The following is a 25040-nucleotide window of genomic DNA, read 5'->3' on the forward strand; positions in this document are numbered from 1 at the left end:
GGGGTGCCGGTGCGGCTCGACGAGCCGGGGCCCCTACTTTCTTCGGAATCCGCTCGCGATCAGGCCGACGCCCACCACGATTCCGATCGCGAGCAGTGCCCAGGGCAGGTAGGTCGTGTCGAGGAGGAAGGGGCCGTCGGCCAGGCACCAGGCGGCCACCAGGAGGGTCACCAGCGCCGAGAGACCCATCACCACTGAGCGGTGGCGCTCGGGTTCGGCGGTGCCGGTCTGGTCGGGAGTCTCGTCGATCATTGCTTCATCTCCACGGTTCCGAGGTTGAGGTTCGCCTTCACAGTCAGCGTCGGTGTCTTGGCGTCGGGGTTGACGATCCCGTCGGGGCACGTCTGATCACCGACCACCGTGCTGCACTCGGTCTTGACGCGGATGTCGTCGGGCAGCCAGACCGTCATATCGCCGATGCCCTGGTGGATCTCGATGGTCCGGTCGTGGTCGAGTCCGCCGAGATCGCGGAGGTCGAGGCTGGTGGTGCCGATGGTCAGCTGGTAGGTGTCGCTGAGCTGCTCGGCGCTGCGCGGATGCCACGACCGGTCGCCGATCCCGCCGGAGGCGAAGGCCGGCCGATCGCCGGAGAACGCGGTGGCGGTGACTGCCACGACGCCGACGATGATGGCGAGCGGCACCAGTCCGGCCGCGCGCGTATTGCTCTGCCTGCGCTGCAGCGCGTCGATCGCCATGCCGACACCCAGCACCGCCAGCGCGAGTCCGGCGATCCGGCCCACGGTGAACCACTCGACGTCGTCGAGTACGCGGGCGGCGGTGCCGACGGTCGCGGCGATGAGGGCGAGACCGGCGAAGACCGACGTCAACGGAGACCGGGGAGGCTTCACCACGGGCGGCTCGGGCGGTGTCGGTTCCGGCAGATCCCAGGCGAACCTCGCGGTCCCGAGCGGATCCCACGACGGCGGTGCGTCGGGCGGGGCGGGCGCCGGCGGTTCAGCGGCCGCGAACGGGATCGTCTCGGACGCGGGCCGGACGGCGGTGTCGGCGAGAACGTCGTGCGTGACCACCTCGTCCGCGATGAGCGTCGGCGCGGGCGTCGCGGTCGTCGATCCGTCGGACGGCCTCAGCTGATCCGCGCTGGTTCCGGCGGGCGCGGTCGGGGTGCGCTGATAGAGCAGCCACCAGCCGCCCAGCATCAGCACGAGTCCGAGCAGTCCGCTGGTGCCCCAGAACGGCGACGAGCCCATGTTGCTGAAGACGATGACCGCGATGACGGCGACCACGATCCAGTACCAGGGCATGTCGTGCCGAACGCGGTGATGTGCGCGATGCGACTGATGGATCTTGCGGGGTGCCGTCTCGTCTTCGGCGGGAAGAGCGATCAGCGCGGCGATGTAGAGCAGGATTCCGCTGCCCCCGAACAACGCCGCGACGACGAATGCGACCTTCACCAGCGTCGGATCGACCCGGTAGCGCAGACCGATGCCGGTGCAGACGCCGCCGACGGACTTTCCGGTCCGGCGGCGGACCGGCCGGGTGTTCCAGATGTCGATCAGAGTCTTGGTGTCCATGCAGTCAATCTTGGACGCCTGATCAGCGAGGCAAATCGGGTTAAACCCTGAGATGCTCCCTGATGTGCACGCGGTCCGGTTCGTGCCACTATCGAATCAATGACTCACGTGACGCAGACCCCGCAAGTCGACCGTGTGCGCCGGCGCAACGGCGGCAAGGTCGTGGGCGGAGTGTGCGGCGGCATCGCCGACCACCTGGGCGTCGACGTCTTCCGCGTCCGCGTGGTCTTCGTCGTGCTCGCCGCGCTGGCGGGGGCGGGCGTGGCCGCCTACGGACTGCTGTGGTTCTTCTGTCCGACGGGCACCGACGTGGAGCGGCCCGCTCCTCGGGAGCGCCGGCAGGCGCAGGGGTTGATCGTCATCGGCGTGGTCGCCTTGCTGCTCAACGGTTTCGCAGCCTCGAGCGCGCCGGCGTCCACGCTGCTGGCACTGGTGGTGGTACTCGGCGGTGCGGCGCTGGTGTGGCGCGAGGTGGACGTCACCGGCGTCTCCTCGCGCGGGGGCGTGGTGACGTGGCTCCGACTGGCCGCCGGCGCCGTCCTCGTGGTCGGAGGACTGGTGGTGCTGGTGACCGCCCCGGACACCGCGCTGGCCGGAATGAACCCGACCCTGCTCGCGGTCCTCGGGACCCTGTTCGGCGTGCTGTTGCTGACCATCCCCCTGTGGATGCGGATGTGGCGGACGCTGAACGCCGAGCGTGCCGCGCGGATCCGGAACCAGGAACGCGAGGAGATCGCCTCGCACCTGCACGACTCGGTTCTTCAGACGCTCGCGCTGATCCAGAAGCGCGCCGACCAGCCCGACGCCGTCGCACAGCTCGCCCGTCGCCAGGAGCGCGAGCTGCGGCAGTGGCTCTTCGGCGACCAGGCGCGCAGGCGCGAGTCGCTCGCCGCGGCCGTCTCGGCGGTCTCGGCGGAGGTGGAGGACGCGTACGGTGTCGAGATCGAGACGGTGACGGTCGGCGACGTGACTCCCGACGAACTGCGCGACGAGACGGTCTCCAACGGATTGCAGGCGGTGGTCGCGGCCGCTCGTGAGGCATTGGTGAACGCCGCCAAGCACTCCGGCGCCGACAAGGTGGACGTCTACTGCGAGGTGGACGACGACCACGTCGAGGTCTTCGTCCGCGACCGCGGCAAGGGGTTCGATCCCGACGCGGTGAGCCAGGACCGCCAGGGCATCGCGCGGTCGATCCACGCGCGCATGGAGCGTGTGGGAGGGTCGGTGCGGATCACCTCGACACCGGGCCGTGGTACCAATGTGGCGCTGATGCTGCCGCGTGGCCGGCGGCACGGGCCGTCGGCGTCCATCGATTCGGAAACTCAACGGACACAGGAGTTCTCATGACCGCCGACAAGACCTACCGGGTGTTCCTGGTCGACGACCACGGGGTGTTCCGCTCGGGGGTGCGCACCGAGCTCGCCGGCGAGGCCGGACTCGAGGTGGTCGGCGACGCGGGCAACGTTCCCGAAGCGGTCGCGGGCATCGTCCAGGCGCGTCCCGACGTGGTGCTGCTCGACGTCCACATGCCGGGCGGCGGAGGTGTCGCGGTGCTCCGCGGGGTGACCGACGCGCTGGGTTCGGAGGCGCCGGTGTTCCTCGCACTGAGCGTCTCCGACGCCGCCACCGATGTCATCGCCACCATCCGCGCCGGCGCGCGGGGGTACGTCACCAAGACCATCGACGGCACCGAACTGGCCGACGCGGTCCGTCGCGTCGCCGAGGGCGACGCGGTGTTCAGTCCGCGACTGGCCGGATTCGTCCTCGACTCCTTCACCGGGCGGTCGCCGGTGCCCGAACCGCAGCTCGATCCCGAACTCGATTCGCTGACCCGCCGCGAGATGGAGGTGCTGCGCCTGCTCGCGCGCGGCTACACCTACCGGGAGATCGCGGAGGAACTGTTCATCTCGGTGAAGACGGTGGAGACTCACGCGTCGAACGTGCTGCGCAAGACGCAGCAGTCCAACCGCAACGCCCTCACCCGCTGGGCGGTGAACCGCCAGATCGGATGAGGCGGGCGCGGGTCACATCACCAGGATGATGATGCCCGCGGCGATCGCGGTGAGCAGTGCGAATACGGCGAAGACAGCGGCCGCGAGACCGGCGTGACTGCTCGGCCCCTGCTGCTGGTAGTAGGTGGGCGGGGGCGTGTACAGGCCCGGCGCCGACGAATACTGCGTGGGAGCGTAGGGCACCGGTTCCGGCGTGGTTCGCGGCGCGTAATAGCCGGAGGCGACCTGAGTCGGGTTGTGGGGCGCCGAGCCCTGCGACGTGTCCGGGGCCGAGTGCGTCTGCGGGGCGGACGTCTGCGGAGTGGACGGTTGCGATGTGGATTGACCGCTGATCGGGGGCAGTGTGGCCGACCGGTTCCGCGCCGACAGCGGTTTGGTCGCCACCAGCCCGGTGAGCACGTTGTCGGTGGTGCCGAGGGTGTCGGCAGCGTACTTGGCGAGCAGATCTCGGGCCTGGGCCATCGTCGGCCGATTGGCGGGATTCGGCTCCAGCAGCCGCAGGAGGATCGGCGAGAGCGCGCCCGCCCGGGTGATCGGATTGATCTGACCGAGCGCCACCCGGTGCAGCGTGGCGATGTAATTGTCCTCGCTGCCAAACGGGGGACGCCCCTCGATCATCGTGTACAGGGTGGACCCCAGCGAGTAGACGTCCGAGGCCTCGCCCGGTTCATCGCCTCGGGCCACTTCCGGTGCGAAATACGCGGGCGTGCCGGTCACGACACCGGTCTGAGTGATGGAGACGTCGTCCTTCGCGCGGGAGATGCCGAAGTCGGTGATCTTGACCAGGCCGACGTTGCGGCCGGTGTTCGCGATCAGGATGTTGGCCGGCTTGATGTCGCGGTGGACGATGCCGGAGGCGTGCGCTTCGGCGATGGCGTCGGCCACCTGCGCGCAGATCTGCGCGGCCTCGACCGGATCGATCGTCCCGTTCTCGTGCAGGACATCGGCCACGCTGTGGCTCGGCAGGTACTCCATCACCAGCCACGGCTCGTTGCGATCGAGCGCGACGTCGTGCATCGCAACGGCGTTCCGGTGCGAGAGCCGAGCTGCCAACCGGCCCTCACGCAGCGCTCGGGCCCGGGAGGTCTCGGCGACTGATTCGTCCATCCCGCTGGTGGTCAGGACCTGTTTCACCGCCACCTCGCGGTCGAGGAGTTGATCGTGCGCCAGCCACACCGCACCCATGCCGCCGTGTCCGATCCTTCGGATCAGCCGGTAGCGTCCGGCCACCAGATACGACGGGCCGGGTGTGGCAGGAGAGGTCATGGCCCGATGATAGCCGCAGGCGGTGACGGCGATCGGGGCCGCACTCACTGTGCGCGCCGGCCCTTGACGAGTCCATCGCACGTATGTTCGGATAGGTGGCATGGCAGCACTGACCGAACTGGTGTGCGGCGACTTCATGCGATCGACCATGATCCCGGAGGCGCCGGGCGTCCGGGTGCACGAGGTGCTGGCGCGGACAGTGCTGGAATCGGTCACCGGCGACCGGAGTCATCGGCACTCCTTCGCGGCCTCGGCTCTGCGGCGGTCGGGCGAGGCGATGCAGGTGAAGATGAACGCCCCGGCGGTGCTCCGGAGGGAGCTGCGGCGTCGGTCGTGGCGTCGCGACACCGTGGCGATCGGAGTGGCCGAGGATCCCTACGATCCGGTGGAAGAGCACTACCGGATGATGCCTCAGGTCCTGTCGGTCCTGTCGGAGTCGCAGACGCCGATCGCTCTCTACACCGCGTCGACGCTGCTGCTGCGCGATCTGCCGTTGCTGCGGTTGATCGGGCGGGCGGTGCCGGTGACGGTGTCGATCTCACTGGCCACCCTCGATCCGGGACTGTCGGCGCGGGTCGATCCTTCGGCGTCGTCGCCACGGGCGCGACTGGACATGGTGGCGCGGCTGTCGGAGGCGGGACTCGCGCCGCATATTCGGATCGCGCCGCTGCCGCCGCTGCTCGCCGACGGCACGGCGCAGCTCGACGAACTCCTCGCGGCGTTGTCGGCCGCGGGTGCCGCCCGGGTGTCGGTGTCTCCGCTGCAGTTGGGCGGTGACGACGGTGCTGACTTCCTCGGCTGGCTGGGAAATGAGCACCCTGCGCTGGTGCGCAGGTACCGCTCCCTCTACGGCCGACGGAGCTTCGTGTCGGCGGAGTATGCGCTCGGTCTCCGGGCACGGATGACGCCGCTCGTGGAGAAGTACGATCTGGGCAGTGACCCGGAGTCGGAGAGTGTGAATCCGGCCGAACCGTCGGTGCTTCCGCCGGCGGGGACGGCTCCCTCGCCAGATCTGACGTTGTTCTGATCAGGTTCGGATCGGGTCTGCGGCTGCGGTCGCTGCGTGCGGAATCGAGGTACCGCCAGGAAGCGGGCCGGGTCAGGCGCCGGAGTCGTCGATCAGGTTCTGTTCGCTGCGGTCGATGAAGAGTGCGCCGCACAGTGCGGCCAGGATCAGCAGTATCACGATCAGTCCGATGAGGATCGCTTTGCTGACGGTGACGAGCTCCTGGGCGTCACTCAATCCGAGTCCGTCGAGGAATCCGGCGAAGTACCAGGACGGCCAGATCCACACCGCTATGGGGACGAAGGCGGCGGCAGTGGATCCGACGGCGGCGACTCCGGCCAGGACTCGGCCGATGTTCTGGGCTTTCGCGGCGGGCAGCAGTGCGACGATTCCGGCGAGGGCGGCCAGCGCGCATGCAGCGACGATCAGCCAGCCGCGGCCGGCCGGTGCCACGCCGAGGTCGCTCTGGCTCACGGTGCCGATTCCGAGTCCGTTCCATGAGGCGTCCATGCCCAGTCGGCGCAGGTCGAACCACGGCAGCGCCGTGACCGCGATTCCGGTGACGGCGGCGGCGATGACGGCGAATGGAAGGGCTCGGGACTGCATGGATCCGAATGGTAGAGCATGGTGCACCGACGGTCGCTGTTGCGACTGAAGGGACGCAGATTCTCGCGTGTGGCGGGTGTTTCCTGCTCCGTTGACGGTTGTCAGAGGGTGGGCTTAATATCGAACACAAGTTCGAACACCGGCATCTTCCCTGCCGCTTCGGACGAGAGGTGAGAACACGGGCGCAAGCCCGGAACGACGAGGGGAAGCGCCATGAATGCAGCGGAGAAGGCCGAACTGGAACACCTGCGTCGCAAGCTGAGCCGGCTGTCCGGCCAGTCGGGCGCTCGTGCGGGAACGGCCTCGGGAGTGGTGTCGTCGGGAGTGATCGCCGTGCCGGAGTCCGTGGCGTCGTTGTTTCCGAAGCGCGGGCTCCCGCGTGGCTCGGTGGCCGCGGTGTCCGGTGCTTCGGTGGTGCCGATGTCGATCATCGCCGAGGCGAGTCGGACGGGGGCCACGGTGGCTCTGGTCGGGCTGCCGCGACTCAATCTGGCCGCGGCGGTGGAGATGGGGGCGGATCTGAGCCGGATCGCGGTGGTCGCCGAGCCGGGAGCCGATCGACTGGAGGTGGCTGGGGTGCTGCTGGACGGAATGGACCTGGTGGTGCTGGGATTCGAGGATCGACTGGGTCCGACGGGGTCGTCGGTGGCACCGGCCCGAGCCCGGGTGCTCGGGGGCCGGGCGAGGAAGCAGTCGTCCACGCTGCTGGTCCTCGGTGACTGGCCGGGGACGGCCACGCGTGTGCAGGGGCGAGTGCGGGAGTACCGGCATCTGCCGGTACGGCGAAGCGGATACGGCCGCATCGGGGGTTTTCGGGTGGAAGTTCAGGTGTCGGCGCCGGGGGCTCGCCCAGTGAGCGACGTGTTCGACCTCGTGGTGCCGGGACTGGGAGAAGAAGGAGTGATGCGGCTGGTCCGGCCGACGATGCCGAAGGCGGGGTCAGGTGCAGAACACGGGGCCCGGGTGCCGGCGGCGCTGGCGGTGGCGAATTGACCGCCGATTCTCCCGGCAGGCGAGTGCTGGCACTGTGGTGTCCGGACTGGCCGACGACGGCGGCCGCCGCGGCGGCCGGGCGAGTTCCGGGCGATCCGGTGGCGGTGCTGCGGGCGGGACGAGTGGAGGCGTGTTCGCATGCGGCCCGCGTCGACGGGGTGAGACGGGGGATGCGCAAACGGCAGGCGCAGTCGTCGTGTCCGCGGCTGACCGTGTACGACGCCGACCCGGCACGCGATGGGAGATTGTTCGAGCCGGTGGTGGCGGCGGTGACCGGCGTGGTCCCGATGACCGAGGTGCTGCGGCCGGGACTGCTGGTGGTGGCCGCCGATCGTGCGGCGCGCTTCTTCGGCGGGGAGGAGCAATTGGCCGAACGGCTCACCGATGCGGTGGCCGAGGTCGGCAGGGGCCGCGACGCAGACGGTCTCGGAAGGACGGTGGTCGGGGGAGTCACGGCCAGAGTCGGGGTGGCCGATGAGCTGTTCACCGCGGTGCTCGCCGCGAGATCGGGGCAGACCGTCCCGCCGGGGACGGATGCCGCCTATCTCTCGGCGAGGCCGGTCGCCGACCTGGTGGCAGAACCCGCGCTGAACGGCCCGGGACGTGAGGATCTGGTGAGTCTGTTGTGGCGCTTGGGGATTCGCACCCTGGGCGCCTTCGCTGCGATGGATCCCGCGGATATCGCATCACGTTTCTCCGGCGATGCGATCACCGCGCATCGGCTGGCCCGAGGTCTGCCGGGCCGGCGGCCCAGCCGGGCACCGATCCCGCCGGGTTTGGCGGTGGAGCACAGCTGTGATCCGCCGGTCGATCGGATCGACGCCGCGGCCTTCCTGGGACGGCGAATGGCGCAGGAGCTGCACGAGCGACTGTCCGCAGCCTCGCTGGCCTGTATGCGACTGACGATTCACGCGTTCACGGAGCGAGGGCAACGGCACTCACGGACCTGGCGATGCGTGGAGCCGCTCACGCCGGAGGCCACTGCCGACCGTGTGCGCTGGCAGCTGGAGGGGTGGCTGACCGGCCGGGCCGGCAGCGTCGAAGCGCCTGACTCACCGGTCGTCCGACTGGTGCTGGAGCCGGTCGAGGTGGTGAATCCGGGAACGCTGCAGTCGGCGCTGACGGGCGCCGGGCTTCCGGGCGACACCGGTGGCGGTCTCGGCGATCAAGCACGTCGGGCTCTGGTCCGGGTCCAAGGGCTGCTCGGCGGCGAGTCGGTGCGGGTGCCGGTGCGCAGCGGTGGTCGGGGACCGGCCGAGCAGGTGGCGCTGGTGGCCTTCGGCGACGAACTGCGACCGCCGCGCGATCCGGCGGCCGCCTGGCCCGACCGCCTTGCCCGGCCGACGCCCTCGCTGTTGGTGCAGGCCACAGCGGAGGTCCTCGACGCCGAGGGGCGGTCGGTCGCCGTGAGTCCGCGCGGTGTGTTCAGTGCGGAGCCGGTGACCGTGCGGCTCGGGGCGCGGTCGCATCGTCTGCACTGGTGGGCGGGACCGTGGCCGTTCGGTCCGGGGAGGGCTCGGGCACAGGCACTGCTGGAAGACGGCCGCGCACTGCTGCTCTGCTGCCGGGAGGAGGTGTGGGTTGTGGAAGGAGTCTATGAGTGAGGCGAACCCGTTCCGGCGATCCCGGAGGAGGACTCAGCTGTTCGCGCCACGCGCCGCGACCGGCCACGATTCGAGTTCACCGTACGGGTCCGGACCGGCGAACAGTTCGTCGACCAGGTTCACCGCGGTACAGACGTGGTTGGGTATCACCCGCACCCGGTCGCCCACCTCGGGCACGACGGCAGCCGGTGGGAACTCGGCGACGGCATGATGCTCGGACAGCGAGACGAGACGGGCGTCGAGATGATCGGCGAGCCGGCCGAAACCGGTGGTCCAGCCGGGGCGGTCCGCCCCGAGGATCTTGCTGCCGGCGTCGAGCACCACCCGGGAGCCGGATGCGCTGACCACCGTGGACACCGCGGTCAGTGCGATGTCGTCGATACCGCAGCTGCCGAGTTCCAACTGCTGGGCGTCGTTGAAGACGTAAACGCCCGGACGCAACTCGGTGACCACGCCGGGATCGGCGAGTCGTGCGGTCGGCGTCGACCCTCCGCTCACCACGGAGACGTCGATACCGTTGTCGCGCAGAGCGTTCGCAGCGACGGCCAGGGATCGGGCCTCCTGCTCCGCGGCGTCGGCTCGCGCTGTGTCGAGTCCGTAGCCGTGGCCGGGGAAGGTGAAGACACCGGCCACGGTCAGTCCCGCGTCGCGAGCCGCGTCGGCGACCGAGACCACGCTATCGGCGGGTACACCGCTGCGGTGCATGCCCGAATCGATCTCCACGAGCACTCCGACGGGAGCGCCGCCGAGTCCTTCGGCGAGACGGCGCACGCCCTCGACGGAATCGGCACCGACGGTCAGCGTCACCCGACCGGCGAGTGCACGCAGGCGGCGGGCCTTGTCCTCCGACAACCACAGCGGATAGGCGACGAACAGATCGTCGAACCCGGCGTCGGCGAAGACCTCCGCCTCGCCGATCGTCGCGACGGTGAGTCCGACGGCACCGGCGGCGAGCTGCCGCTGCGCGACCCGAACGCACTTGTGCGTCTTGGCATGTGGTCGCAAGCGCACGCCGTGCCGTTCGGCCCACCCGGCCATCGCGGCGAGATTGCGGTCGAGGCGAGCGGGATCGACGTGCAGGAACGGAGTGTCGGGCATACCTGATGGTGGCATGGACGACGGCTTTCGTCGTCAGCCGGTGCGGCCGAGCGCGGCGTCGGACTCCTCATGCAGAAGGAAGTCCTGATGGAGCAGTCGGTTGGTGAGCCGCGGTGCGGCGTGATGACCGAAATCGATGAGGTCGCCGAGTAGCGTGTTCACCCGCTTGGGGCGCTCGACGATCGCGTGCAGCACCCGGTGGGCGGCCTTGTCGACGCTCCAGATCCCCCGAGCGCTGTCGTAGGCGTTGGTCGGAACGATCATCCGCGTTCGGGTCAACGGGATGCGCACATTGCTGAACGTGACGTGATCGGAGAGGGTCTCGGCACCGGTGGCGTCGCTGAACGCCTCCAGTGCGGCCTTCGACGCGGCGTACGCGCCGAATCGCGGTGCGCGGCTTTGGACTTCGATCGAGGACACGTTGACGATGTGTCCGGACTGCCGCTCGATCATGTGCGGCAGCAGGGCGAGCGTGAGATAGACGGCGCCGAAGTAGTTGACGGCCATCATCCGGTGATAGTCGTGCGACCTGGTCACCGCGTTCGCGGTCGCCCGTCGGATGGACCGGCCTGCGTTGTTGACCAGCACGTCCACATGGCCGTGCTCGCAGATCACCGACTTCACAAGGGTCTGCACCGCGGCCTCATCGGTGATGTCGACGGGATAGGCGTACGCGCGTCCGACGGGCAGCCCGGGTTTGGGAACCTCCGCGTCGAGTTCGGCGGCGGTCTCGATCAGCCGATCGGCATCGCGGGCCACCAGGAAGACGTTGGCGCCGCGCCGCACGCACATGCGGGCGGTCGCGCGGCCGATTCCCGACGACGCCCCGGTGATCAAGATGTTCTTGCCGACCAGCGGGCCCCGCGAATCGTTGCGGCGGTGACGGGCCGGATCGAGGTTCTCGTACCAGTACCGCCACAGTCGGGGTGCGTACTCGTCCAGATCGGGCAGTCTCACACCGAGCGTGTCGAGTTCGGCGGCGGTCGCGTCGCTGCGGAACACCACGGGAAGGGAGGCGACGTCGAGGATCGCGGGTGGGACGCCGGTCTGCTCGGCGATCAGGTCGCGGCCGGGCCGCAGCAGTCCGCGACCGATGGCGGCCAGCATCGGCCTCACCAGCCCCGAAGGCAGTGCGGTGAAGGCCCACGGTCCGTCGAAGGCCGGTGACAGGGCGTTGAACAGGTCGGTGATCGAGCGTGGGTCGGGGTCGGCGAGATGGAACACGAGCCCGCTCCGGCCGTCCTGCACATCGGTCAGCGCGACCATCGCCTCGGCGACGAAGTCGACGGGGACGACGTTGAGGGGCCCCGGATCGGGGATCGGCAGCGGCAGGAACGAGGGCAGCTGACTGAGCACGGCGAGGTGACCGAAGAAGTAGTAGGGGCCGTCGGCCCTGTCGACCTGTCCGGTGACGGAGTCTCCGACGACGGCCGACGGCCGATACACCCGCCAGCGCAGGCCCTCGGTCTCCCGCACGACGCGTTCGGCGTCGAACACGGTGCGGTGGCATTCGGTCGGCAGGCCTTGGCCGAGGTCGAAGTCGGTCTCGGTGAAGTCGCCGCGATGGTCGCCGGCCACCGCGATCGAGGAGAGATGGTGCAGGAGCGCGCCGCGGGCGAGAGCGAACTCGGCGACCCTGCGGGTCCCGTCGACGTTGACCGCCCGCAGGTCGGCCTCCTCGGCGGTGAGGTCGTGCAGTGCGGCCAGGTGGATCACGTGGTCGACCTCGTCGACGTCGGAGCCGTGCAGGCCGAGGCCTTCGTGTGTGAGGTCGCCGGCGACGGCGACGACGCGGTCGCCGCCGTCGATCCTCTCCATGGCGGCGGCGAATCGCTGCAGTGATCCGGTGCGCACGAGCGCGTACACCCGGGCCTGCTCGTCGCGGGCCAGCAGGCGCGCGACGACTCGACGGCCGATGAAGCCGCTGCCGCCGGTCACGAAATAGCTCGTCACCGGCCCAGAGTCTCACAGAGAGATACCGATGTGAATGATTGACAGCGGTAATTCGTGCGTCGGTCCGGTCTCTGGCACGCGTTTGGGGTGTGGCCGGGGCGGGCCACGGCAAGGCAGATATCGAACATATGTTCTATCATCGGTGTGTGGGATGGAACAACGGGCCTCCGACCTGGTCGGAGATGGAGCGAGTGCTGTCGGGGCGTGCGCCTGCGCGCGGCGACCGGCTCGGTGAGACGTTTCCGCCCACGTTCAACGGCGCGGGGCCGCCGGGGGACGGCGGCGATTCGCCGGCATGGTCGCGTAAGCGGGGCCCGTACCAGGCCACCGACATCGAGTTCGGCGCATCGACGGTGCCGTACGCCGAGTTGCACGCGCACAGTGCCTACAGCTTCCTCGACGGCGCGTCGATGCCCGAGGCCATGGTCGAGGAGGCGCAGCGGCTGGGGCTGCGCGGGCTCGCGCTGACCGATCACGACGGCTTCTACGGTGTCGTCCGATTCGCCGAAGCGGCCCGCGAGTTCGGCATGCCGACGGTGTTCGGCGCCGAACTCTCGCTGCAGCGAGACAGTGCCCGCGCCGGTGCGGTGGACCCGCCGGGGGAGCACCTGTTGGTCCTCGCACGCCGCGCCGAGGGCTACCGCCGGCTCTCCCGCGTCATCGCCGACGCGCATATGAGCGGTGGCGAGAAGGGGCTGTTGCGCTACGATGCCGACGCGATCACCGAGTACGCCGCCGACGGCGACTGGCTGGTTCTGACCGGGTGCCGCAAGGGTGCGGTGCGCCGGGCGCTCGACCGCGGCGGCCGGCGGGCCGCCGACACCGCGCTCGGGACGATGATCGACCGTTTCGGGGCCGGGAACATCGCCGTCGAGCTGAGCCCCGGTGCCGGGTCGGACGACGACGAACGCAATGCGATTCTGGCGTCACTGGCCGCATCCCATCGGGTGCCGACAGTCGCGACCACCGGCGCGCACTTCGCCGCGCCGGAGAACGGCCGACTCGCGACGGCGATGGCGGCGGTGCGCGCCCGGACCGATATCGCGACCATCGACGGCTGGATGCCCGGGGTGGGCGGGGCGCACCTGCGCAGCGGAGACGAGATGCTCCGGCTGATGCCCGCCCACCGTGAAGCCATCGACAACGCCGTCGCCTTCGCGGAGGAATGCGCCTTCTCGCTCGGGCTGATCGCCCCGAACCTGCCGCCCTTCGCCGTCCCCGACGGCCACACCGAGGCCAGTTGGCTCCGCGCACTCACCGAACGGGGAGCCCGCGAGCGTTACGGCACCAGGGATCAGCGTCCCGACGCGTACCGGCAGATCGACCACGAGCTGGCGATCATCGAGACGCTGACCTTCCCCGGCTACTTCCTCGTGGTGCACGACATCGTCTCGTTCTGCAAGGACAACGACATCCTGTGTCAGGGCCGGGGCAGCGCGGCGAACTCGGCGGTCTGCTACGCGCTCGGGATCACCAACGTCGACCCGGTCGCCAACCATCTGCTGTTCGAGCGATTCCTCTCACCCGAGCGGGACGGTCCGCCGGACATCGACGTCGACATCGAGTCCGACCGCCGTGAGGAGGCGATCCAGCACGTCTACGCCAAGCACGGGCGCAGTCACAGCGCACAGGTCACCAATGTCATCACCTACCGCGGGCGGTCGGCCGTGCGCGATATGGCCCGGGCGCTCGGGTACGCCCCCGGACAGCAGGACGCCTGGAGCAAGATCCCCGACTCCGCGCCCGACGACGTCCGCGAGCTCGCCGCGCAGATCTCCTCGCTGCCGAGACATCTGGGGATTCACTCGGGCGGAATGGTGATCTGCGACAGGCCGATCGCCGACGTCTGCCCCACCGAATGGGCCCGGATGGAGAATCGCAGCATCCTGCAGTGGGACAAGGACGACTGCGCGGCGGTCGGCTTGGTGAAGTTCGATCTGCTGGGCCTGGGCATGCTGTCGGCACTGCACTACATGATCGATCTCGTCGCCGAGCACAAGGGCGTGCGGGTGGATCTGGCACGGCTCGACCTGGCCGAGGAGGCCGTCTACGACATGCTGTGCCGCGCCGATTCGGTCGGCGTCTTCCAGGTGGAGTCACGGGCGCAGATGGCGACCCTGCCGCGGCTGAAGCCGCGGAACTTCTACGACCTCGTCGTTGAGGTGGCGTTGATCCGGCCGGGGCCGATCCAGGGCGGTTCGGTGCATCCGTACATCCGCCGGCGCAACGGGCTGGAGGAGCCGCACTGCGATCATCCGTCGATGGAGGACGCACTCGGGCGCACCCTCGGCATTCCACTGTTCCAGGAGCAGCTGATGCAGGTGGCGCGCGATGTCGCGGGTTTCGGCGCCGCGGAGGCCGACCAGTTGCGTCGTGCGATGGGATCCAAACGGTCGCCGGAGAAGATGCAGCGGCTCCGCACACGGTTCTACGACGGGATGCGCGAGAGACACGGCATCACCGGCGACCTCGCCGACCGCATCTACGAGAAGATGGCAGCGTTCGCGAATTTCGGTTTCCCGGAGAGTCATTCGCAGAGTTTCGCGTCGCTGGTCTTCTACTCCGCGTGGTTCAAACTCCATCACCCGGCGGCGTTCTGCGCGGCGCTGCTGCGCGCCCAGCCGATGGGCTTCTACTCGCCGCAGTCGCTGGTCGCCGATGCCCGGCGGCACGGCGTCCAGGTGCACCGACCGGATGTGAACTCCTCGCTCTCCCACGCGAGTCTGGAGAACGACGGGCTCGACGTGCGGATCGGCCTGAGTGCGGTGCGCGGACTGTCCGACGACCTCGCGACGAGGATCGTCGAGGAGCGGACCTCCGGCGGTCCGTTCGTCTCGGTGGCGGATCTGTCCCGGCGTGTGAATGCGACGACGGCGCAGCTGGAGGCTCTCGCGACCGCGGGCGCGTTCGAGAGCCTCGGTCTGGATCGCAGACAGGCGCTGTGGGAGGCCGGTGCCGCCTCGGGACTGCGCGACGACCAGCTCGACGTGCCGCCACCGCGGGCGACCCCGACGCTGCCCGGCATGTCGGAGGTGGAACTCACGGCCGTCGACGCGCTCTCCACCGGCATCTCACCCAAGTCCTATCCCACCGAATACCTGCGGCCCCGGCTCGATGCGATGGGTGTGGTCCCGGCCGCCCGGCTGCTGTCGGTGGCCGACGGCAGCCGGGTGCTGGTCGGGGGAGCGGTGACGCATCGGCAGCGGCCGGCCACCGCTTCGGGTGTCACGTTCGTGAACCTCGAAGACGAGACCGGCATGGTGAACGTGGTGTGTTCGGTGGGGTTGTGGGCACGCTATCGGTCACTGGCGCAGACGGCGTCGGCGTTGCTGATCCGGGGCCGGGTGCAGAACGCGGAGGGAGCGGTGACCGTCGTCGCCGATCGGCTGCAGCGACTGGATCTGAAAGTGGGAACGCGGTCTCGGGACTGGTGCTGACGACTCGCCGCACCACCGGCCGAATCGGGATATCGTCGCGGTGACGACGGAGGCGCACAGAGAGCGGGGAGACGCATGGAGGTCGTGATCGTCGATCGTCCGGAGCTGGTGATGGCCGACATCATCGCCGAGGCGATCGAAGGCGGTGCATCGACGCTCGGCCTCGCGACCGGATCGTCGCCGCTGGCCACCTACACCGAGCTGATCCGCAGGCACCGCGAGAACGGGCTGTCGTTCGCGGGCGTCGACGCGGTACTGCTCGACGAGTACGTCGGGCTTCCGCCCACGCACCCGGAGTCGTACGCCCGGTTCATCCGCGACAACTTCACCGATCACATCGACATCGGCACGGTGCACTCGCCGGACGGCATGGCTCCCGATTTCAAGGCCGCCGCCGAAGCCTACGACGCGCTCATCGGCCGCCTCGGCCCGGTGGACGTGCAGATCCTCGGCATCGGCAGCAATGGGCACATCGGATTCAACGAACCGTCGTCGTCACTGACCTCACGCACCCGGATCAAGACGCTGACCGAGAAGACCAGGCAGGACAATGCCCGATTCTTCGACTCGTTCGACGAAGTGCCGATGCACGTGATCACCCAGGGGCTCGGCACCATCTGCGATGCCGAACGGCTCGCGCTGGTCGCCACCGGCGAGGGCAAGGCGGACGCGATCGCGGCGGCGGTGGAGGGACCGCTGTCGGCGTCGTGCCCGGCATCGATCCTCCAGTGGCATCGTCACGCGACGGTGGTGATCGATCCCGCGGCCGCGAGCAAGCTGGCCGACGCCGACTACTACAAGTACGTCTACGCCCACAAGCCTTAGGCGTCCGCAGTGGTTCGCGAACTCGCGGTGCGGCTCGGCTCCGGTCCCACGTAGCGGGCCACCGGACGGATGATCTTGCGCTCGGCGGCCTGTTCGAGGATGTTCGCGGTCCAGCCGACGATTCGCGCGACGCCGAAGGTCGGCGTGAACATCTCCGGCGGCAGACCGACCTCGCTCATCAGCACACCGGCGTAGAACTCGACGTTCGCGTACAGTCGCCGACCGGGCTTGAATTCGTTGATCGCGGTTTCGATCTCGGCCTCCACCGCGGCCGCCTGCCGGACCAGGGGTGAGTCGTAGCGCGTGGTGACCACCTCTTTCAGCAGTTCGGCGCGGGGGTCGTGCGTGCGGTAGACGGCATGACCGAAGCCCATGATGACCTCGCCGCCGGCCACCTTTCCCCGCACCCAGTCCCGGGTGTTCGACGGATCGCCGATCTCCTCGAGCGCCGCCAGCGCCCGTCCGGGCGCGCCGCCGTGCAGCGGGCCGAGAAACGCACCGAGCGCGCCCAGGATCGACGAGGTCATGTCCGACCCCGATGAGGCGACCACACGCCCGGCGAACGTCGAGGCGTTGAAGCCGTGGTCGATGGTGGTCACGAGGTAGGTCTGCAGGGCGCTGACGGCGTCGTCGGTGGTGTTCCCGGTCGCCATCCGCAGGTAGTCGGCCGCGTGTCCGGCGGCGGGGTCGGCGTCGACGACGTCGAGTCCGCGCGCGAGCCGGTGCGCGGCGGCGATCACGGTGGGAGCGATGGCCGCGTAGCGCAGCGCGGCGTGTATGCGGTCGGCTTCGGGCAGGTCGAACAGCGGGCGTTCGGTGATCCCCGCCGTCGCCAGTGCCACGCGCAATGCCGCCAACGGCTCCACATCGGGGGTGACGACGCTGCGCAGCAGATCGACGGTGGTGCCGTCGAGGACGCGGAGTTCACCGATGCGGCGCGCGAACCGCTCCGACGCCGCCGCGTCGGGAAGCTCGCCGTAGATCATCAGATGCCAGACGTCCTCGAAGCGCGCCGTGCGCGCCAGCTCCGTCGCGTCGTACTGCCGGTAGTGGTAGAAGCCCTCCTCGCCGCGCACGTCGCCGATGGCCGTGTCGGTGACGATCACATTCTTCAGTCCGCGGGGAACGGTGATGGGCGTGCTCTGAGTCATGCGGCCGAGTCTGCGCCCATTGATCAACATCTGCAATGTTGATTGAATCAACCCGTGGACCAGTGGATCACCACGTCGGAGGCGGCGGCCCGGCTCGGAGTCAAGCGCGGGACGCTGTACTCGTACGTCAGTCGCGGCGTCCTGTCCTCGCGGCGGATGCCGGGCCAGTCGGAATCGCTGTTCGACCGCACGCAGATCGACTCCCTGGCCGCCGCCAAGCACGACGGACGCCGGGCGGGCGACCGACTCCTGCGGTTCCGCGCCGTCGCCAGCGGCGTGTCCGCGATCCGCGACGACCGCCTGTACCTGCGGGGCCGTGACCTCGCCGAACTGTGCGCGGAGACCGATTTCGCGGGGGCGGCGAAGTTGGTCCTCGGAGCCTCGTCGGCCGTGACTCCGCCCGACGTCGACGGTTCCGTGGTGTCGGGCGTGCCCGTCGAGCGCCGCATCCCGTTGACGGTGGCGTTGATCGCCGCGGCCGACCCGCTGCGGGCCGATCTGTCGGACATCGGCGACCGCGTCGTGGGACTGCTTCCGCGTCTTGCCGCATCAGTGCCCGAAATCGACTTCACGCACCCGTGGATCGACCTGCTCGCGACCGTCCTGATCGACAACGGGCTCGCCGCGTCGACGACGGCGGCCCGGGTCGCGGCGTCGGCACGCGCCGGGGTGTTCGACGCGCTGCTCGCCGGATACGCGGCGCTGTCGGGTCCGCTGCACGGTGGGGCGCCGGCCACTGCCCGGGTGCTGCTCGACGTGGTGGTCGGCGGGACGGCGGTCGATCGCGCGCTGGCCGACGCGGTGGTCGGAGGCCGTGTGCCGGGGTTCGGGCACGTGATCTACACCGGGGTGGATCCGCGGGCGCGGATCGTGCTCGACCGTGTCCGGGCCGACCGGCCCGACTCGCAGGCAGTGGCTGCGGCCGAGTCGATCGCCCGCCGGGTGGGGCGGCCGATGAACATCGACTTCGCCGGTGCTGTCGTCACCCACGAACTGGGGCTCCCGGTGCGGTCGGGGGAGGTGCTGTTTCAGTACGGGCGGACGGTCGGGATGGCCGCGCACGCGGCCGAGGAGTACGGCGAGGCGCCGCTGCGGTGGCGAGGCAGCAGGACGGGGTGACGAGCGAGACGTGCCGGACGCGACCTCGTCACCGGCGTCACACCGCGCCGTCGAACCCGTGCTGACGCCACGCCTCGTACAGCGCGACGCTGGTGGCATTCGCCAGGTTCATCGAGCGCCGCCCCTCCAGCATCGGGATGCGCAGCCGGTCGGTGATCCGCGGATCGGCGAGGACCTCGTCGGGCAGTCCCGTGGGTTCCGGTCCGAACAACAGCACATCGCCGGTCTCGTAGGCGACGTCGGTGTAGAAGCGGGTGGCGTGGGCGGTGAAGGCGAACACCCGTCGGGGAGCGAGCCGTTCCCACGCGGTGTCCAGGTCCGGGTGGACGGTCACATTGGCCATCTCGTGGTAGTCGAGACCGGCACGGCGCACCTGGGCATCGGTCATGGTGAACCCGAGCGGCTCGATGAGGTGCAGTTCGCAGCCCGTGTTGGCCGCGATCCGAATCGCATTGCCGGTGTTCGGAGGGATGCAGGGCTGGTAGTAGACGATTCGGAACACACGAGGATCCTATGCTCCGGCACCTCGGAAGCCGGAGTCGAGGGACGGGCGCTTGACGCGTCTCGAATGAATGTGCGAGGATGTTGTATCCGCGATTCGCTGGCGTAGACCCTCTCACGGTCCGCCGGAAGCGATCCGCGAATCTCCCGAGGAACTCTGGGTCAAGGATCGGCGCATCGATGCAGCCGAACCACGAGAGCCTCATGAAGTCCGTGACTGGGCCGATATCGGAGCCCCAGACCCATGACATCTCCCGCGACGGCGTGAGCCGTTGCCATCTACCCGAATGCCAGGAGGCATCACATGAACAGCACTATCGACAACAACAACATCACCATCACCTCGATCGCGGGACGGGCCGGGCTCGATCCGAAGCAGACCGTCTGGTTTCAGATCGACGACGCCACCGGCTTCTACGTGACGGTCGAGGAGTTCCTCGCCGTCGCGCGGTCGCAGCAGATGGCCGCCGCCTGACCTCTGTTCGCGGCAGGGACCGGGCGGTTCAGCACAGGCTGGGCTCGCCGATCTTGACGACCGACAGAACGGCGTCGCCCTCACCGATCGGCGTCCCGGGGGACGGAGTCTGAGCGACGACCACCCAGTTCCGATCGCGGATCTGGTGCCGGCCCCTGCCGGTGGCGTCGTTGCTTCGCGAGTAGAAGACACCGGCCCGCTGGATCTCGTTCTGAGCCTCTTGGAGGTTCATGCACACGACGTTCGGCATGATCGCGTTCGCGGCCGAGCTGACTGGTGCCGCAGCGTGCTGGGTATTCATCTCGGTCGTCTCCGGCGCCGTCGCGCCTCCGGCGGAGACGTCGCCGGTGGAACAGCCGACGAGCAGTCCAGCTGCGACGACTGCCGCAACGACACCGGTCACAGAGCGGAACATGGGGCGCCTCTCGTTCTGATGAATGGGACGATACCGACTCATATCGGCCGGCGGCGGGGAACCACCCCGCGTCCGCCGCCTCAGATTCGTCGCGACAGCACCACGCGCCCGCCTCGTGCGGGCGCGTACGCGACGCCTCGGGAGTGCCAGCGTTCGCCCTTCGCCGCGGTCGGCTGGACGGCGAACGTGCGCAGCAGTTCTCGGAGCACCACATCCATCTCCATGTGCGCGAACGCTGCTCCGATGCAGCGCCGGGTGCCGCCGCCGAAGGGCAGCCACGCCTGCCCGGGCTTCGCGTCGACGAAGCGCTGCGGGTCGAACCGTGCCGGGTCGGCGAACTGCCGGCTGTCGTCGTGCAGCAGTGAGATGGCCACCACCGCGTTGTATCCCTTGGGGATTCGGTAGTCGCCGAGTTCGAGACCGTCCTCGGCGATGACGTGTCTGCCGAACAGGTCGATCACCGGCCGGCTCCGCTGGACCTCGTGGATCGTCGCGATCCGGAGTGTGTTCTCCTCCGACCGCGCCTCGGCCGCGAGGTCGGCGAGAATCCGCGGGTGCCGGCTCAGACGCTCCATCGCCCACGCGAGCGTGGTCGCGGTGGTCTCATGACCGGCGGCGAGCAGGGTCAGCAGTTCGTCGCGGATCTCCGCGTCGGACATGACCGTGCCGTCGTCGTAGCTGCTCTGCACCATCAGCGCGAGGATGTCGTTGCGCTCGGCGAGGTGGGCGTCAGCGCGGGCCTGAGTGATCAACGGCGAGATGACTGCGTCGTACTCGGCGCGCTCGGCGTCGAATCGGTTGCGCGGGTTGGCCTTTCCTCCCAACCGCGGCAGTTCGGGAAGCGTGGCGAGCCGCGACCCGTTCGTCACCAACGGAGGCATGAGGTCGGCAAGCGCGTCGAGTCCGCTGCCCTGCGCCCCGAACACCGCGCGGAGGATGACGTTCAGCGTGATCCGCATCATCGGCTCGAGCGTCGCGAAGGGACGTCCGACCGGCCAGCGCGACGCCTCCGAGGCGAACTCCTGCGCGACGATCGCCTCGTACTCCTTGATTCGCCGCCCGTGCAGCGGCGGAGTGAGCAGACGCCGCCGGCGCCGGTGCTCGTCGCCGACGAGTGCGAACATCGAACCGCGGCCCAGGGTGCGCCCGAGGTTGGGCCGGACGTTGACGACGGTGTCCGACTTCGCCATGCACAGTTGCTTGGCCATCGCCGGATCGCTGATCAGCACGGTCTCGCCGAAGAACGGAAGGGCCAGCGCGGCGGCGTCGCCGTAGCGGTGCGCGATCCAGCGCAGGGATCGACGTCGGTCGACGAGGAATCCGGCACCCTGCACCGCGCGCGGCAGCCGAGGGCCGCGTGGAAGACGGTGCGGCCCGTCGGCGCGTGTGCGTTCCGGATCGGAGACTTGGAGATCCACGACATCGTCCTTTCTCGGGAGCGGGCACCGGCGGAACGCGGCCGCGTCACCGCCTGGTACCGGTCGGTACCAACGGTACGATGAAGTACCGAACTTGCCAAGGGGACCCGTGAGGTGGGAGATGCCGACGACCGCGCAGGAGAGCCCGACCGTCCGCGGACGGCTGCTCGACGCGATGCGCCAGTGCCTGACCGATCGCGGCTACCAAGCGACCACCATCGCCGACATCGTGCGTGTGGCACGCACGTCGAAACGTTCCTTCTACGCCGAGTTCGCAGACAAGCAGGAGTGCTACGTAGAACTGCTGGGCGCCGTCAACGTGGAACTGCTGGCGGCCATCGAGACGGCCGTCGACCCGGCGTCCGCGTGGCCGGCGCAGGTGCGACAGGCGGTGCACGCATACATCACGGTGTGCGAATCGAATCCCGGCACCACGCGCAGCTGGATTCGGGAATTGCCGGCTCTCGGTGACGCGGCCCGTGCGGTGCAGCTCGCTTCGCTGGAGGCGTTCACGGCTCTGATGGCACGCCTGACCGGCACGGACCGGTTCCACGCCGCGGGCATCCCGCCGATGTCTCGCGAGACCGCGGTGATCGTCTGGGGCGGCATTCGGGAACTCGCGGCATCGACGATCGAACGCGGCCTTCCGCTGAGCTCGCTCGAGGAGCCGGCGGTGGCGGCGTGCGTCGCCCTGGTCGGCGGCACGGCCGCTGCGCGCGCCGTCGACTAGGGGGTACGCGCGATCGGCGGGGATAGTGGAACAATAGAGACCCGTGACGGCGATTCGACTGGACGGCAAACTCACCCGCGACGAGATCTTCACCGATCTGAGCGCCCGCGTGGCGCGGCTCAACGCAGCCGGGATCACTCCCGGACTGGGAACCGTGCTCGTCGGCGACGACCCGGGTTCGCACTCGTACGTGAAGGGCAAGCACTCCGACTGCGCCAAGGTCGGCATCGCGTCGATCCGCAAGGATCTCCCGGCCGACGCGACCACCGAGCAGCTGAACGCCGCGATCGACGACCTCAACGCGGACCCCGCGTGCACCGGCTACATCGTGCAGCTGCCGCTGCCCAAGCACCTCGATGAGAACGCGGCGCTCGAGCGCATCGCACCGGAGAAGGACGCCGACGGTCTGCATCCGATCAACCTCGGCCGCCTCGTGCTCGGTAAGGAGTCGACCCTGCCGTGCACGCCGCGCGGCGTGATCCACCTGCTGCGCCGCTACGACATCCCGCTCGACGGCGCGCGCGTCACCGTGGTCGGCCGCGGCGTCACCATCGGCCGGCCGATCGGCCTGCTGCTGACCCGCCGGAGCGAGAACGCGACGGTCACGCTGTGCCACACCGGTACCCGCGACCTCGCGGCCGAGGTGAGCCGCGCCGACATCGTGGTCGCGGCAGCCGGCGTGCCGCACCTGATCACGGCCGACATGGTGAAGCCGGGTGCCGCCGTCATCGACGTCGGCGTCAGCCGCACCGAGGCGGGACTCACCGGCGACGTGCACCCCGACGTCTGGGAGGTCGCCGGCGCGGTGTCGCCCAACCCGGGCGGCGTCGGTCCGCTGACGCGCGCGTTCCTGCTGGCGAACGTCGTCGAGCGCGCCGAAGCTCAGCTGGCGGACCTCGAGAGCAAGTGATGGCGGCCGAGGCGTCCGGGGGTGCCGCGCACGACGGGCCCGTCCCGGTCGACTCGGAACGGGTGGAATCGATGCGCCGTGCCCGCAAGCTGCACGGCTTCATCGCCAACGTGCCCTACTACACCGTTCTGGCGGTGATAGCCGTCGCGGCGCTGCTGGTGCTGATCGACCGTTGGCGACGCGGGGCATTCGTCTTCGGCTCGGCGATGCTCCTGGGCGCGGTGTTCCGTGCGTTCCTTCCGGCGAATCGCGTCGGCCTCCTGCAGGTGCGCAGCCGCGTCTTCGACATCTGCGCCATGGCGGCGCTCGGCGGCACCGTGCTGTGGCTCGCCACATCGATCGACTCGCTCGGAACCGCTTAGCACCTCCGCCGGGTCGGCGCCGTGATGTGTCACGGTTGAGGCATGACCGAATCTGCCGACGCATGCGATCTGTATCGCCGCTGGATCGATGAATTGTGGAACGGGCCGACCGACCGTGAACGTCTCAAGGCGGTCGCCGAGGAACTGGTGAGCGAGGACTTCCTCGGACACTGGCCGAGCGCGGAGGTCGCCGGTCCCGGCAAGCTCGCCGCACTGGTCGACGCCACGAAAGCCACCTACCGGGACCTGGTCTTCGAGGTGGAGGTCGGGCCGTTCGCCGCCGACGGCTACGTGGCCGGGCGGTGGGCAGGTCAGGGTATGACGTCCGACGGACAGATCTCGTATCTGACGGGCAACGACATCCTGAGCGTCCGCGACGGACGGTTCACCGAGTACTGGGTGGCCTCGACGGAACTGTGAGAGTGAGCGCTGCGGGTTGCGGCTCAGTCCGCCGACCGCCGCAGGCGCGCGACGTCCATCGTCTTCGCGAGGAGTTCCCGGATCGGCTCGAACTCGGTGAGGAATCCGTCGTGGCCGGCGTCGGAGCGGATCACGTGCAGCCCGCCGACGCAGTCGCCGAGCTCGCGGGCGATCTCCTCGAGTTGGTACAGCGGATACAGCCGGTCGGAGTCGATCGCGCCGACGACGGTCGGCACGCTGCATCCGGCCAGGGCCGCCGCGACGCCGCCGCGGTCGCGGCCGACGTCGTGGTTGTTGAGGACGTCCGAGAGCACCACGTAGGCGCCCGGATCGAAGCGCCGCTTGAGCTTCTCGGCCTGGTGCTCCAGATAGCTGGCGATGGAGTAGCGGCCGTCGACCAGCGGGTTCTCCTCTCCCTGGGGGCGGTTCTCGAAACGCTGGTCGAGCTCGCGGTCGCTCCGGTAGCTCAGATGCGCGATCCGGCGCGCGATACCCATTCCGGTGCTGGGGGAGCGGCCGGTCCCGTAGTAGTCGCCGCCCTGCCACGCGGGATCGGACTTGATCGCCTCGATCTGGGTGGTCTGCGTGCCGATCTGATCGGCGCTGGCCCGCGCGCCCACCGCCAGCACCAGCGCGGCGCCGACCGCGTCGGGGTAGGTGACGGCCCATTCGAGGGCACGGGCACCTCCCATCGAGCCGCCCGCGACGGCGGCCAGCCGGCTGATGCCGAGTGCCTCCAGCGCGAGCGACTCCGACCGGACGAGGTCGCGAACGGTGAGCCGCGGGAAGCGTGACCCCCACGGCCTGCCGTCGGGAGCGAGGGAGCCGGGACCGGTGGAGCCGAAGCAGCCGCCGATCGCGTTCGGCGCCAACACGCACCATTCGTCGGTGTCGACCGCGCAGCCCGGCCCGATCAGTCCGTCCCACCATCCGGTCATCGAGAACTGATCGTCGGCCGGGCCGGCGACGTGCGAGTTACCGGTGAGCGCGTGCAGCGCCAACACGATGTTGTCCCGGGCCGCCGTCGGCGTGCCCCACTTCTGGAAGGCGACGGTGACGTCGGCCAGCGTGGCCCCCGAATCGAGAGTCAGATCGCCGATCGAGACGCTGACCTGAGCTCCGTCCGGACGGGTGGCCCAGTCGGGGTCGCTCACCGTCGTGGCCGGGTCGATACTGACCGACACCTGGCCTCCCTTCAGTGGACGAG

Annotated in this window: 24 protein-coding genes; 13 read left to right on the forward strand and 11 right to left on the reverse strand. The window is 69.5% G+C overall.

The genetic code is table 11. The features are described 5' to 3' along the window. Positions 1–33 precede the first annotated feature (33 nt). Both GSI01S_RS13830 and GSI01S_RS13835 read right to left on the reverse strand, forming a co-directional pair. A complete protein-coding gene (locus GSI01S_RS13830) occupies positions 34–252 on the reverse strand; it encodes a hypothetical protein (protein ID WP_006897206.1) in 219 nt (72 codons plus the stop codon). Further along, positions 249–1532, reverse strand: coding sequence for a PspC domain-containing protein (locus GSI01S_RS13835; protein WP_006897207.1), 1284 nt, complete (start codon positions 1530–1532; stop codon positions 249–251). The genes GSI01S_RS13830 and GSI01S_RS13835 overlap by 4 nt, the downstream gene beginning before the upstream one ends. Positions 1533–1631: 99 nt before the next feature. Here GSI01S_RS13835 and GSI01S_RS13840 point away from each other — a divergent pair, with 99 nt between their 5' ends. Further along, a complete protein-coding gene (locus GSI01S_RS13840) occupies positions 1632–2879 on the forward strand; it encodes a sensor histidine kinase (RefSeq protein WP_006897208.1) in 1248 nt (415 codons plus the stop codon). Beyond that, on the forward strand, positions 2876–3544 hold the full coding sequence (locus GSI01S_RS13845; RefSeq protein WP_006897209.1) for a response regulator: 669 nt from the start codon (positions 2876–2878) through the stop codon (positions 3542–3544). Before GSI01S_RS13840 ends, GSI01S_RS13845 begins: the two co-directional genes overlap by 4 nt. Before the next feature lie 12 nt (positions 3545–3556). Here GSI01S_RS13845 and GSI01S_RS13850 read toward each other — a convergent pair whose 3' ends face one another. Then, complete coding sequence (locus tag GSI01S_RS13850) at positions 3557–4810, reverse strand: serine/threonine-protein kinase (protein WP_039867732.1); 1254 nt, start codon at positions 4808–4810, stop codon at positions 3557–3559. Between the two features lie 100 nt (positions 4811–4910). Here GSI01S_RS13850 and GSI01S_RS13855 point away from each other — a divergent pair, with 100 nt between their 5' ends. Further along, positions 4911–5837, forward strand: a complete 927-nt coding sequence (locus GSI01S_RS13855) for an SPL family radical SAM protein (protein WP_006897211.1) — start codon at positions 4911–4913, stop codon at positions 5835–5837. A 72-nt stretch (positions 5838–5909) separates the two neighbouring features. Here the strand turns inward: GSI01S_RS13855 and GSI01S_RS13860 are convergent, their stop codons facing one another. Then, a complete protein-coding gene (locus tag GSI01S_RS13860; protein WP_006897212.1) occupies positions 5910–6422 on the reverse strand; it encodes a hypothetical protein in 513 nt (170 codons plus the stop codon). A 213-nt stretch (positions 6423–6635) separates the two neighbouring features. Between GSI01S_RS13860 and imuA' the strand changes: the two genes are divergently transcribed. Together imuA' and GSI01S_RS13870 are read left to right on the forward strand one after the other, a co-directional pair. Then, on the forward strand, positions 6636–7415 hold the full coding sequence (gene imuA', locus GSI01S_RS13865; RefSeq protein WP_006897213.1) for a DnaE2-dependent mutagenesis accessory factor ImuA': 780 nt from the start codon (positions 6636–6638) through the stop codon (positions 7413–7415). After that, a complete protein-coding gene (locus tag GSI01S_RS13870; RefSeq protein ID WP_006897214.1) occupies positions 7412–9019 on the forward strand; it encodes a DNA polymerase Y family protein in 1608 nt (535 codons plus the stop codon). The genes imuA' and GSI01S_RS13870 overlap by 4 nt, the downstream gene beginning before the upstream one ends. A 33-nt stretch (positions 9020–9052) precedes the next feature. Here the strand turns inward: GSI01S_RS13870 and GSI01S_RS13875 are convergent, their stop codons facing one another. After that, a complete protein-coding gene (locus tag GSI01S_RS13875; RefSeq protein WP_006897215.1) occupies positions 9053–10117 on the reverse strand; it encodes an alanine racemase in 1065 nt (354 codons plus the stop codon). A 33-nt stretch (positions 10118–10150) separates the two neighbouring features. Further along, the gene (locus GSI01S_RS13880) at positions 10151–12070 is read right to left on the reverse strand and encodes an SDR family oxidoreductase (RefSeq protein ID WP_006897216.1); all 1920 of its coding nucleotides are present in this window, start codon (positions 12068–12070) and stop codon (positions 10151–10153) included. Between the two features lie 146 nt (positions 12071–12216). On the opposite strand from GSI01S_RS13880, the gene GSI01S_RS13885 reads away from it, so the two are divergent. Beyond that, on the forward strand, positions 12217–15507 hold the full coding sequence (locus tag GSI01S_RS13885) for an error-prone DNA polymerase (protein WP_039867733.1): 3291 nt from the start codon (positions 12217–12219) through the stop codon (positions 15505–15507). A gap of 75 nt (positions 15508–15582) precedes the next feature. Beyond that, positions 15583–16332, forward strand: a complete 750-nt coding sequence (nagB, locus tag GSI01S_RS13890; RefSeq protein WP_006897218.1) for a glucosamine-6-phosphate deaminase — start codon at positions 15583–15585, stop codon at positions 16330–16332. Here nagB and GSI01S_RS13895 read toward each other — a convergent pair. Next, a complete protein-coding gene (locus tag GSI01S_RS13895; RefSeq protein WP_006897219.1) occupies positions 16329–17483 on the reverse strand; it encodes a citrate/2-methylcitrate synthase in 1155 nt (384 codons plus the stop codon). The genes nagB and GSI01S_RS13895 overlap by 4 nt on opposite strands. Positions 17484–17537: 54 nt before the next feature. On the opposite strand from GSI01S_RS13895, the gene GSI01S_RS13900 reads away from it, so the two are divergent. Further along, positions 17538–18602, forward strand: coding sequence for a citrate synthase (locus tag GSI01S_RS13900; protein WP_006897220.1), 1065 nt, complete (start codon positions 17538–17540; stop codon positions 18600–18602). 37 nt (positions 18603–18639) lie between these two features. Here the strand turns inward: GSI01S_RS13900 and GSI01S_RS13905 are convergent, their stop codons facing one another. Continuing rightward, positions 18640–19104 (reverse strand): tRNA (cytidine(34)-2'-O)-methyltransferase, encoded by a 465-nt coding sequence (locus tag GSI01S_RS13905; protein WP_006897221.1) that lies wholly within the window; start codon positions 19102–19104, stop codon positions 18640–18642. Between the two features lie 303 nt (positions 19105–19407). Between GSI01S_RS13905 and GSI01S_RS20330 the strand changes: the two genes are divergently transcribed. After that, positions 19408–19578 (forward strand): hypothetical protein, encoded by a 171-nt coding sequence (locus GSI01S_RS20330; RefSeq protein ID WP_006897222.1) that lies wholly within the window; start codon positions 19408–19410, stop codon positions 19576–19578. Between the two features lie 28 nt (positions 19579–19606). Here GSI01S_RS20330 and GSI01S_RS13910 read toward each other — a convergent pair whose 3' ends face one another. Further along, complete coding sequence (locus GSI01S_RS13910; RefSeq protein ID WP_231650278.1) at positions 19607–19981, reverse strand: PASTA domain-containing protein; 375 nt, start codon at positions 19979–19981, stop codon at positions 19607–19609. A 92-nt stretch (positions 19982–20073) separates the two neighbouring features. Then, on the reverse strand, positions 20074–21411 hold the full coding sequence (locus tag GSI01S_RS13915; protein ID WP_006897225.1) for a cytochrome P450: 1338 nt from the start codon (positions 21409–21411) through the stop codon (positions 20074–20076). 121 nt (positions 21412–21532) lie between these two features. On the opposite strand from GSI01S_RS13915, the gene GSI01S_RS13920 reads away from it, so the two are divergent. Genes GSI01S_RS13920 through GSI01S_RS13935 form a run of 4 tightly spaced genes read left to right on the forward strand, consistent with a single transcriptional unit; the run spans position 21533 to position 23833 of the window. Next, a complete protein-coding gene (locus GSI01S_RS13920) occupies positions 21533–22141 on the forward strand; it encodes a TetR/AcrR family transcriptional regulator (protein ID WP_006897226.1) in 609 nt (202 codons plus the stop codon). A gap of 43 nt (positions 22142–22184) precedes the next feature. Continuing rightward, complete coding sequence (locus tag GSI01S_RS13925) at positions 22185–23051, forward strand: bifunctional methylenetetrahydrofolate dehydrogenase/methenyltetrahydrofolate cyclohydrolase (RefSeq protein WP_006897227.1); 867 nt, start codon at positions 22185–22187, stop codon at positions 23049–23051. Next, positions 23051–23413: a DUF3017 domain-containing protein gene (locus tag GSI01S_RS13930; protein ID WP_006897228.1), complete on the forward strand. Its 363-nt coding sequence runs from the start codon at positions 23051–23053 to the stop codon at positions 23411–23413. Before GSI01S_RS13925 ends, GSI01S_RS13930 begins: the two co-directional genes overlap by 1 nt. A gap of 42 nt (positions 23414–23455) precedes the next feature. Continuing rightward, on the forward strand, positions 23456–23833 hold the full coding sequence (locus GSI01S_RS13935; RefSeq protein WP_006897229.1) for a nuclear transport factor 2 family protein: 378 nt from the start codon (positions 23456–23458) through the stop codon (positions 23831–23833). Between the two features lie 23 nt (positions 23834–23856). Here GSI01S_RS13935 and metX read toward each other — a convergent pair whose 3' ends face one another. Next, a complete protein-coding gene (gene metX, locus GSI01S_RS13940) occupies positions 23857–25017 on the reverse strand; it encodes a homoserine O-acetyltransferase MetX (protein WP_006897230.1) in 1161 nt (386 codons plus the stop codon). Positions 25018–25040 lie beyond the last annotated feature (23 nt).

It is taken from the genome of Gordonia sihwensis NBRC 108236, from assembly GCF_000333035.1.
In the GTDB taxonomy this organism is placed as follows: domain Bacteria; phylum Actinomycetota; class Actinomycetes; order Mycobacteriales; family Mycobacteriaceae; genus Gordonia; species Gordonia sihwensis.

What these genes read in the sequence shown, in the direction of transcription:
- GSI01S_RS13920 (WP_006897226.1), top strand. Translation starts at nt 21,533, where the DNA reads ATGCCGACGACCGCGCAGGAGAGCCCGACCGTCCGCGGACGGCTGCTC.
- GSI01S_RS13875 (WP_006897215.1), bottom strand. Translation starts at nt 10,117, where the DNA reads ATGCCCGACACTCCGTTCCTGCACGTCGATCCCGCTCGCCTCGACCGC.
- GSI01S_RS13835 (WP_006897207.1), bottom strand. Translation starts at nt 1,532, where the DNA reads ATGGACACCAAGACTCTGATCGACATCTGGAACACCCGGCCGGTCCGC.
- GSI01S_RS13930 (WP_006897228.1), top strand. Translation starts at nt 23,051, where the DNA reads ATGGCGGCCGAGGCGTCCGGGGGTGCCGCGCACGACGGGCCCGTCCCG.
- GSI01S_RS13850 (WP_039867732.1), bottom strand. Translation starts at nt 4,810, where the DNA reads ATGACCTCTCCTGCCACACCCGGCCCGTCGTATCTGGTGGCCGGACGC.
- GSI01S_RS13935 (WP_006897229.1), top strand. Translation starts at nt 23,456, where the DNA reads ATGACCGAATCTGCCGACGCATGCGATCTGTATCGCCGCTGGATCGAT.
- GSI01S_RS13855 (WP_006897211.1), top strand. Translation starts at nt 4,911, where the DNA reads ATGGCAGCACTGACCGAACTGGTGTGCGGCGACTTCATGCGATCGACC.
- GSI01S_RS20330 (WP_006897222.1), top strand. Translation starts at nt 19,408, where the DNA reads ATGAACAGCACTATCGACAACAACAACATCACCATCACCTCGATCGCG.
- GSI01S_RS13840 (WP_006897208.1), top strand. Translation starts at nt 1,632, where the DNA reads ATGACTCACGTGACGCAGACCCCGCAAGTCGACCGTGTGCGCCGGCGC.
- GSI01S_RS13845 (WP_006897209.1), top strand. Translation starts at nt 2,876, where the DNA reads ATGACCGCCGACAAGACCTACCGGGTGTTCCTGGTCGACGACCACGGG.
- imuA' (WP_006897213.1), top strand. Translation starts at nt 6,636, where the DNA reads ATGAATGCAGCGGAGAAGGCCGAACTGGAACACCTGCGTCGCAAGCTG.
- GSI01S_RS13860 (WP_006897212.1), bottom strand. Translation starts at nt 6,422, where the DNA reads ATGCAGTCCCGAGCCCTTCCATTCGCCGTCATCGCCGCCGCCGTCACC.
- GSI01S_RS13830 (WP_006897206.1), bottom strand. Translation starts at nt 252, where the DNA reads ATGATCGACGAGACTCCCGACCAGACCGGCACCGCCGAACCCGAGCGC.
- nagB (WP_006897218.1), top strand. Translation starts at nt 15,583, where the DNA reads ATGGAGGTCGTGATCGTCGATCGTCCGGAGCTGGTGATGGCCGACATC.
- GSI01S_RS13895 (WP_006897219.1), bottom strand. Translation starts at nt 17,483, where the DNA reads ATGACTCAGAGCACGCCCATCACCGTTCCCCGCGGACTGAAGAATGTG.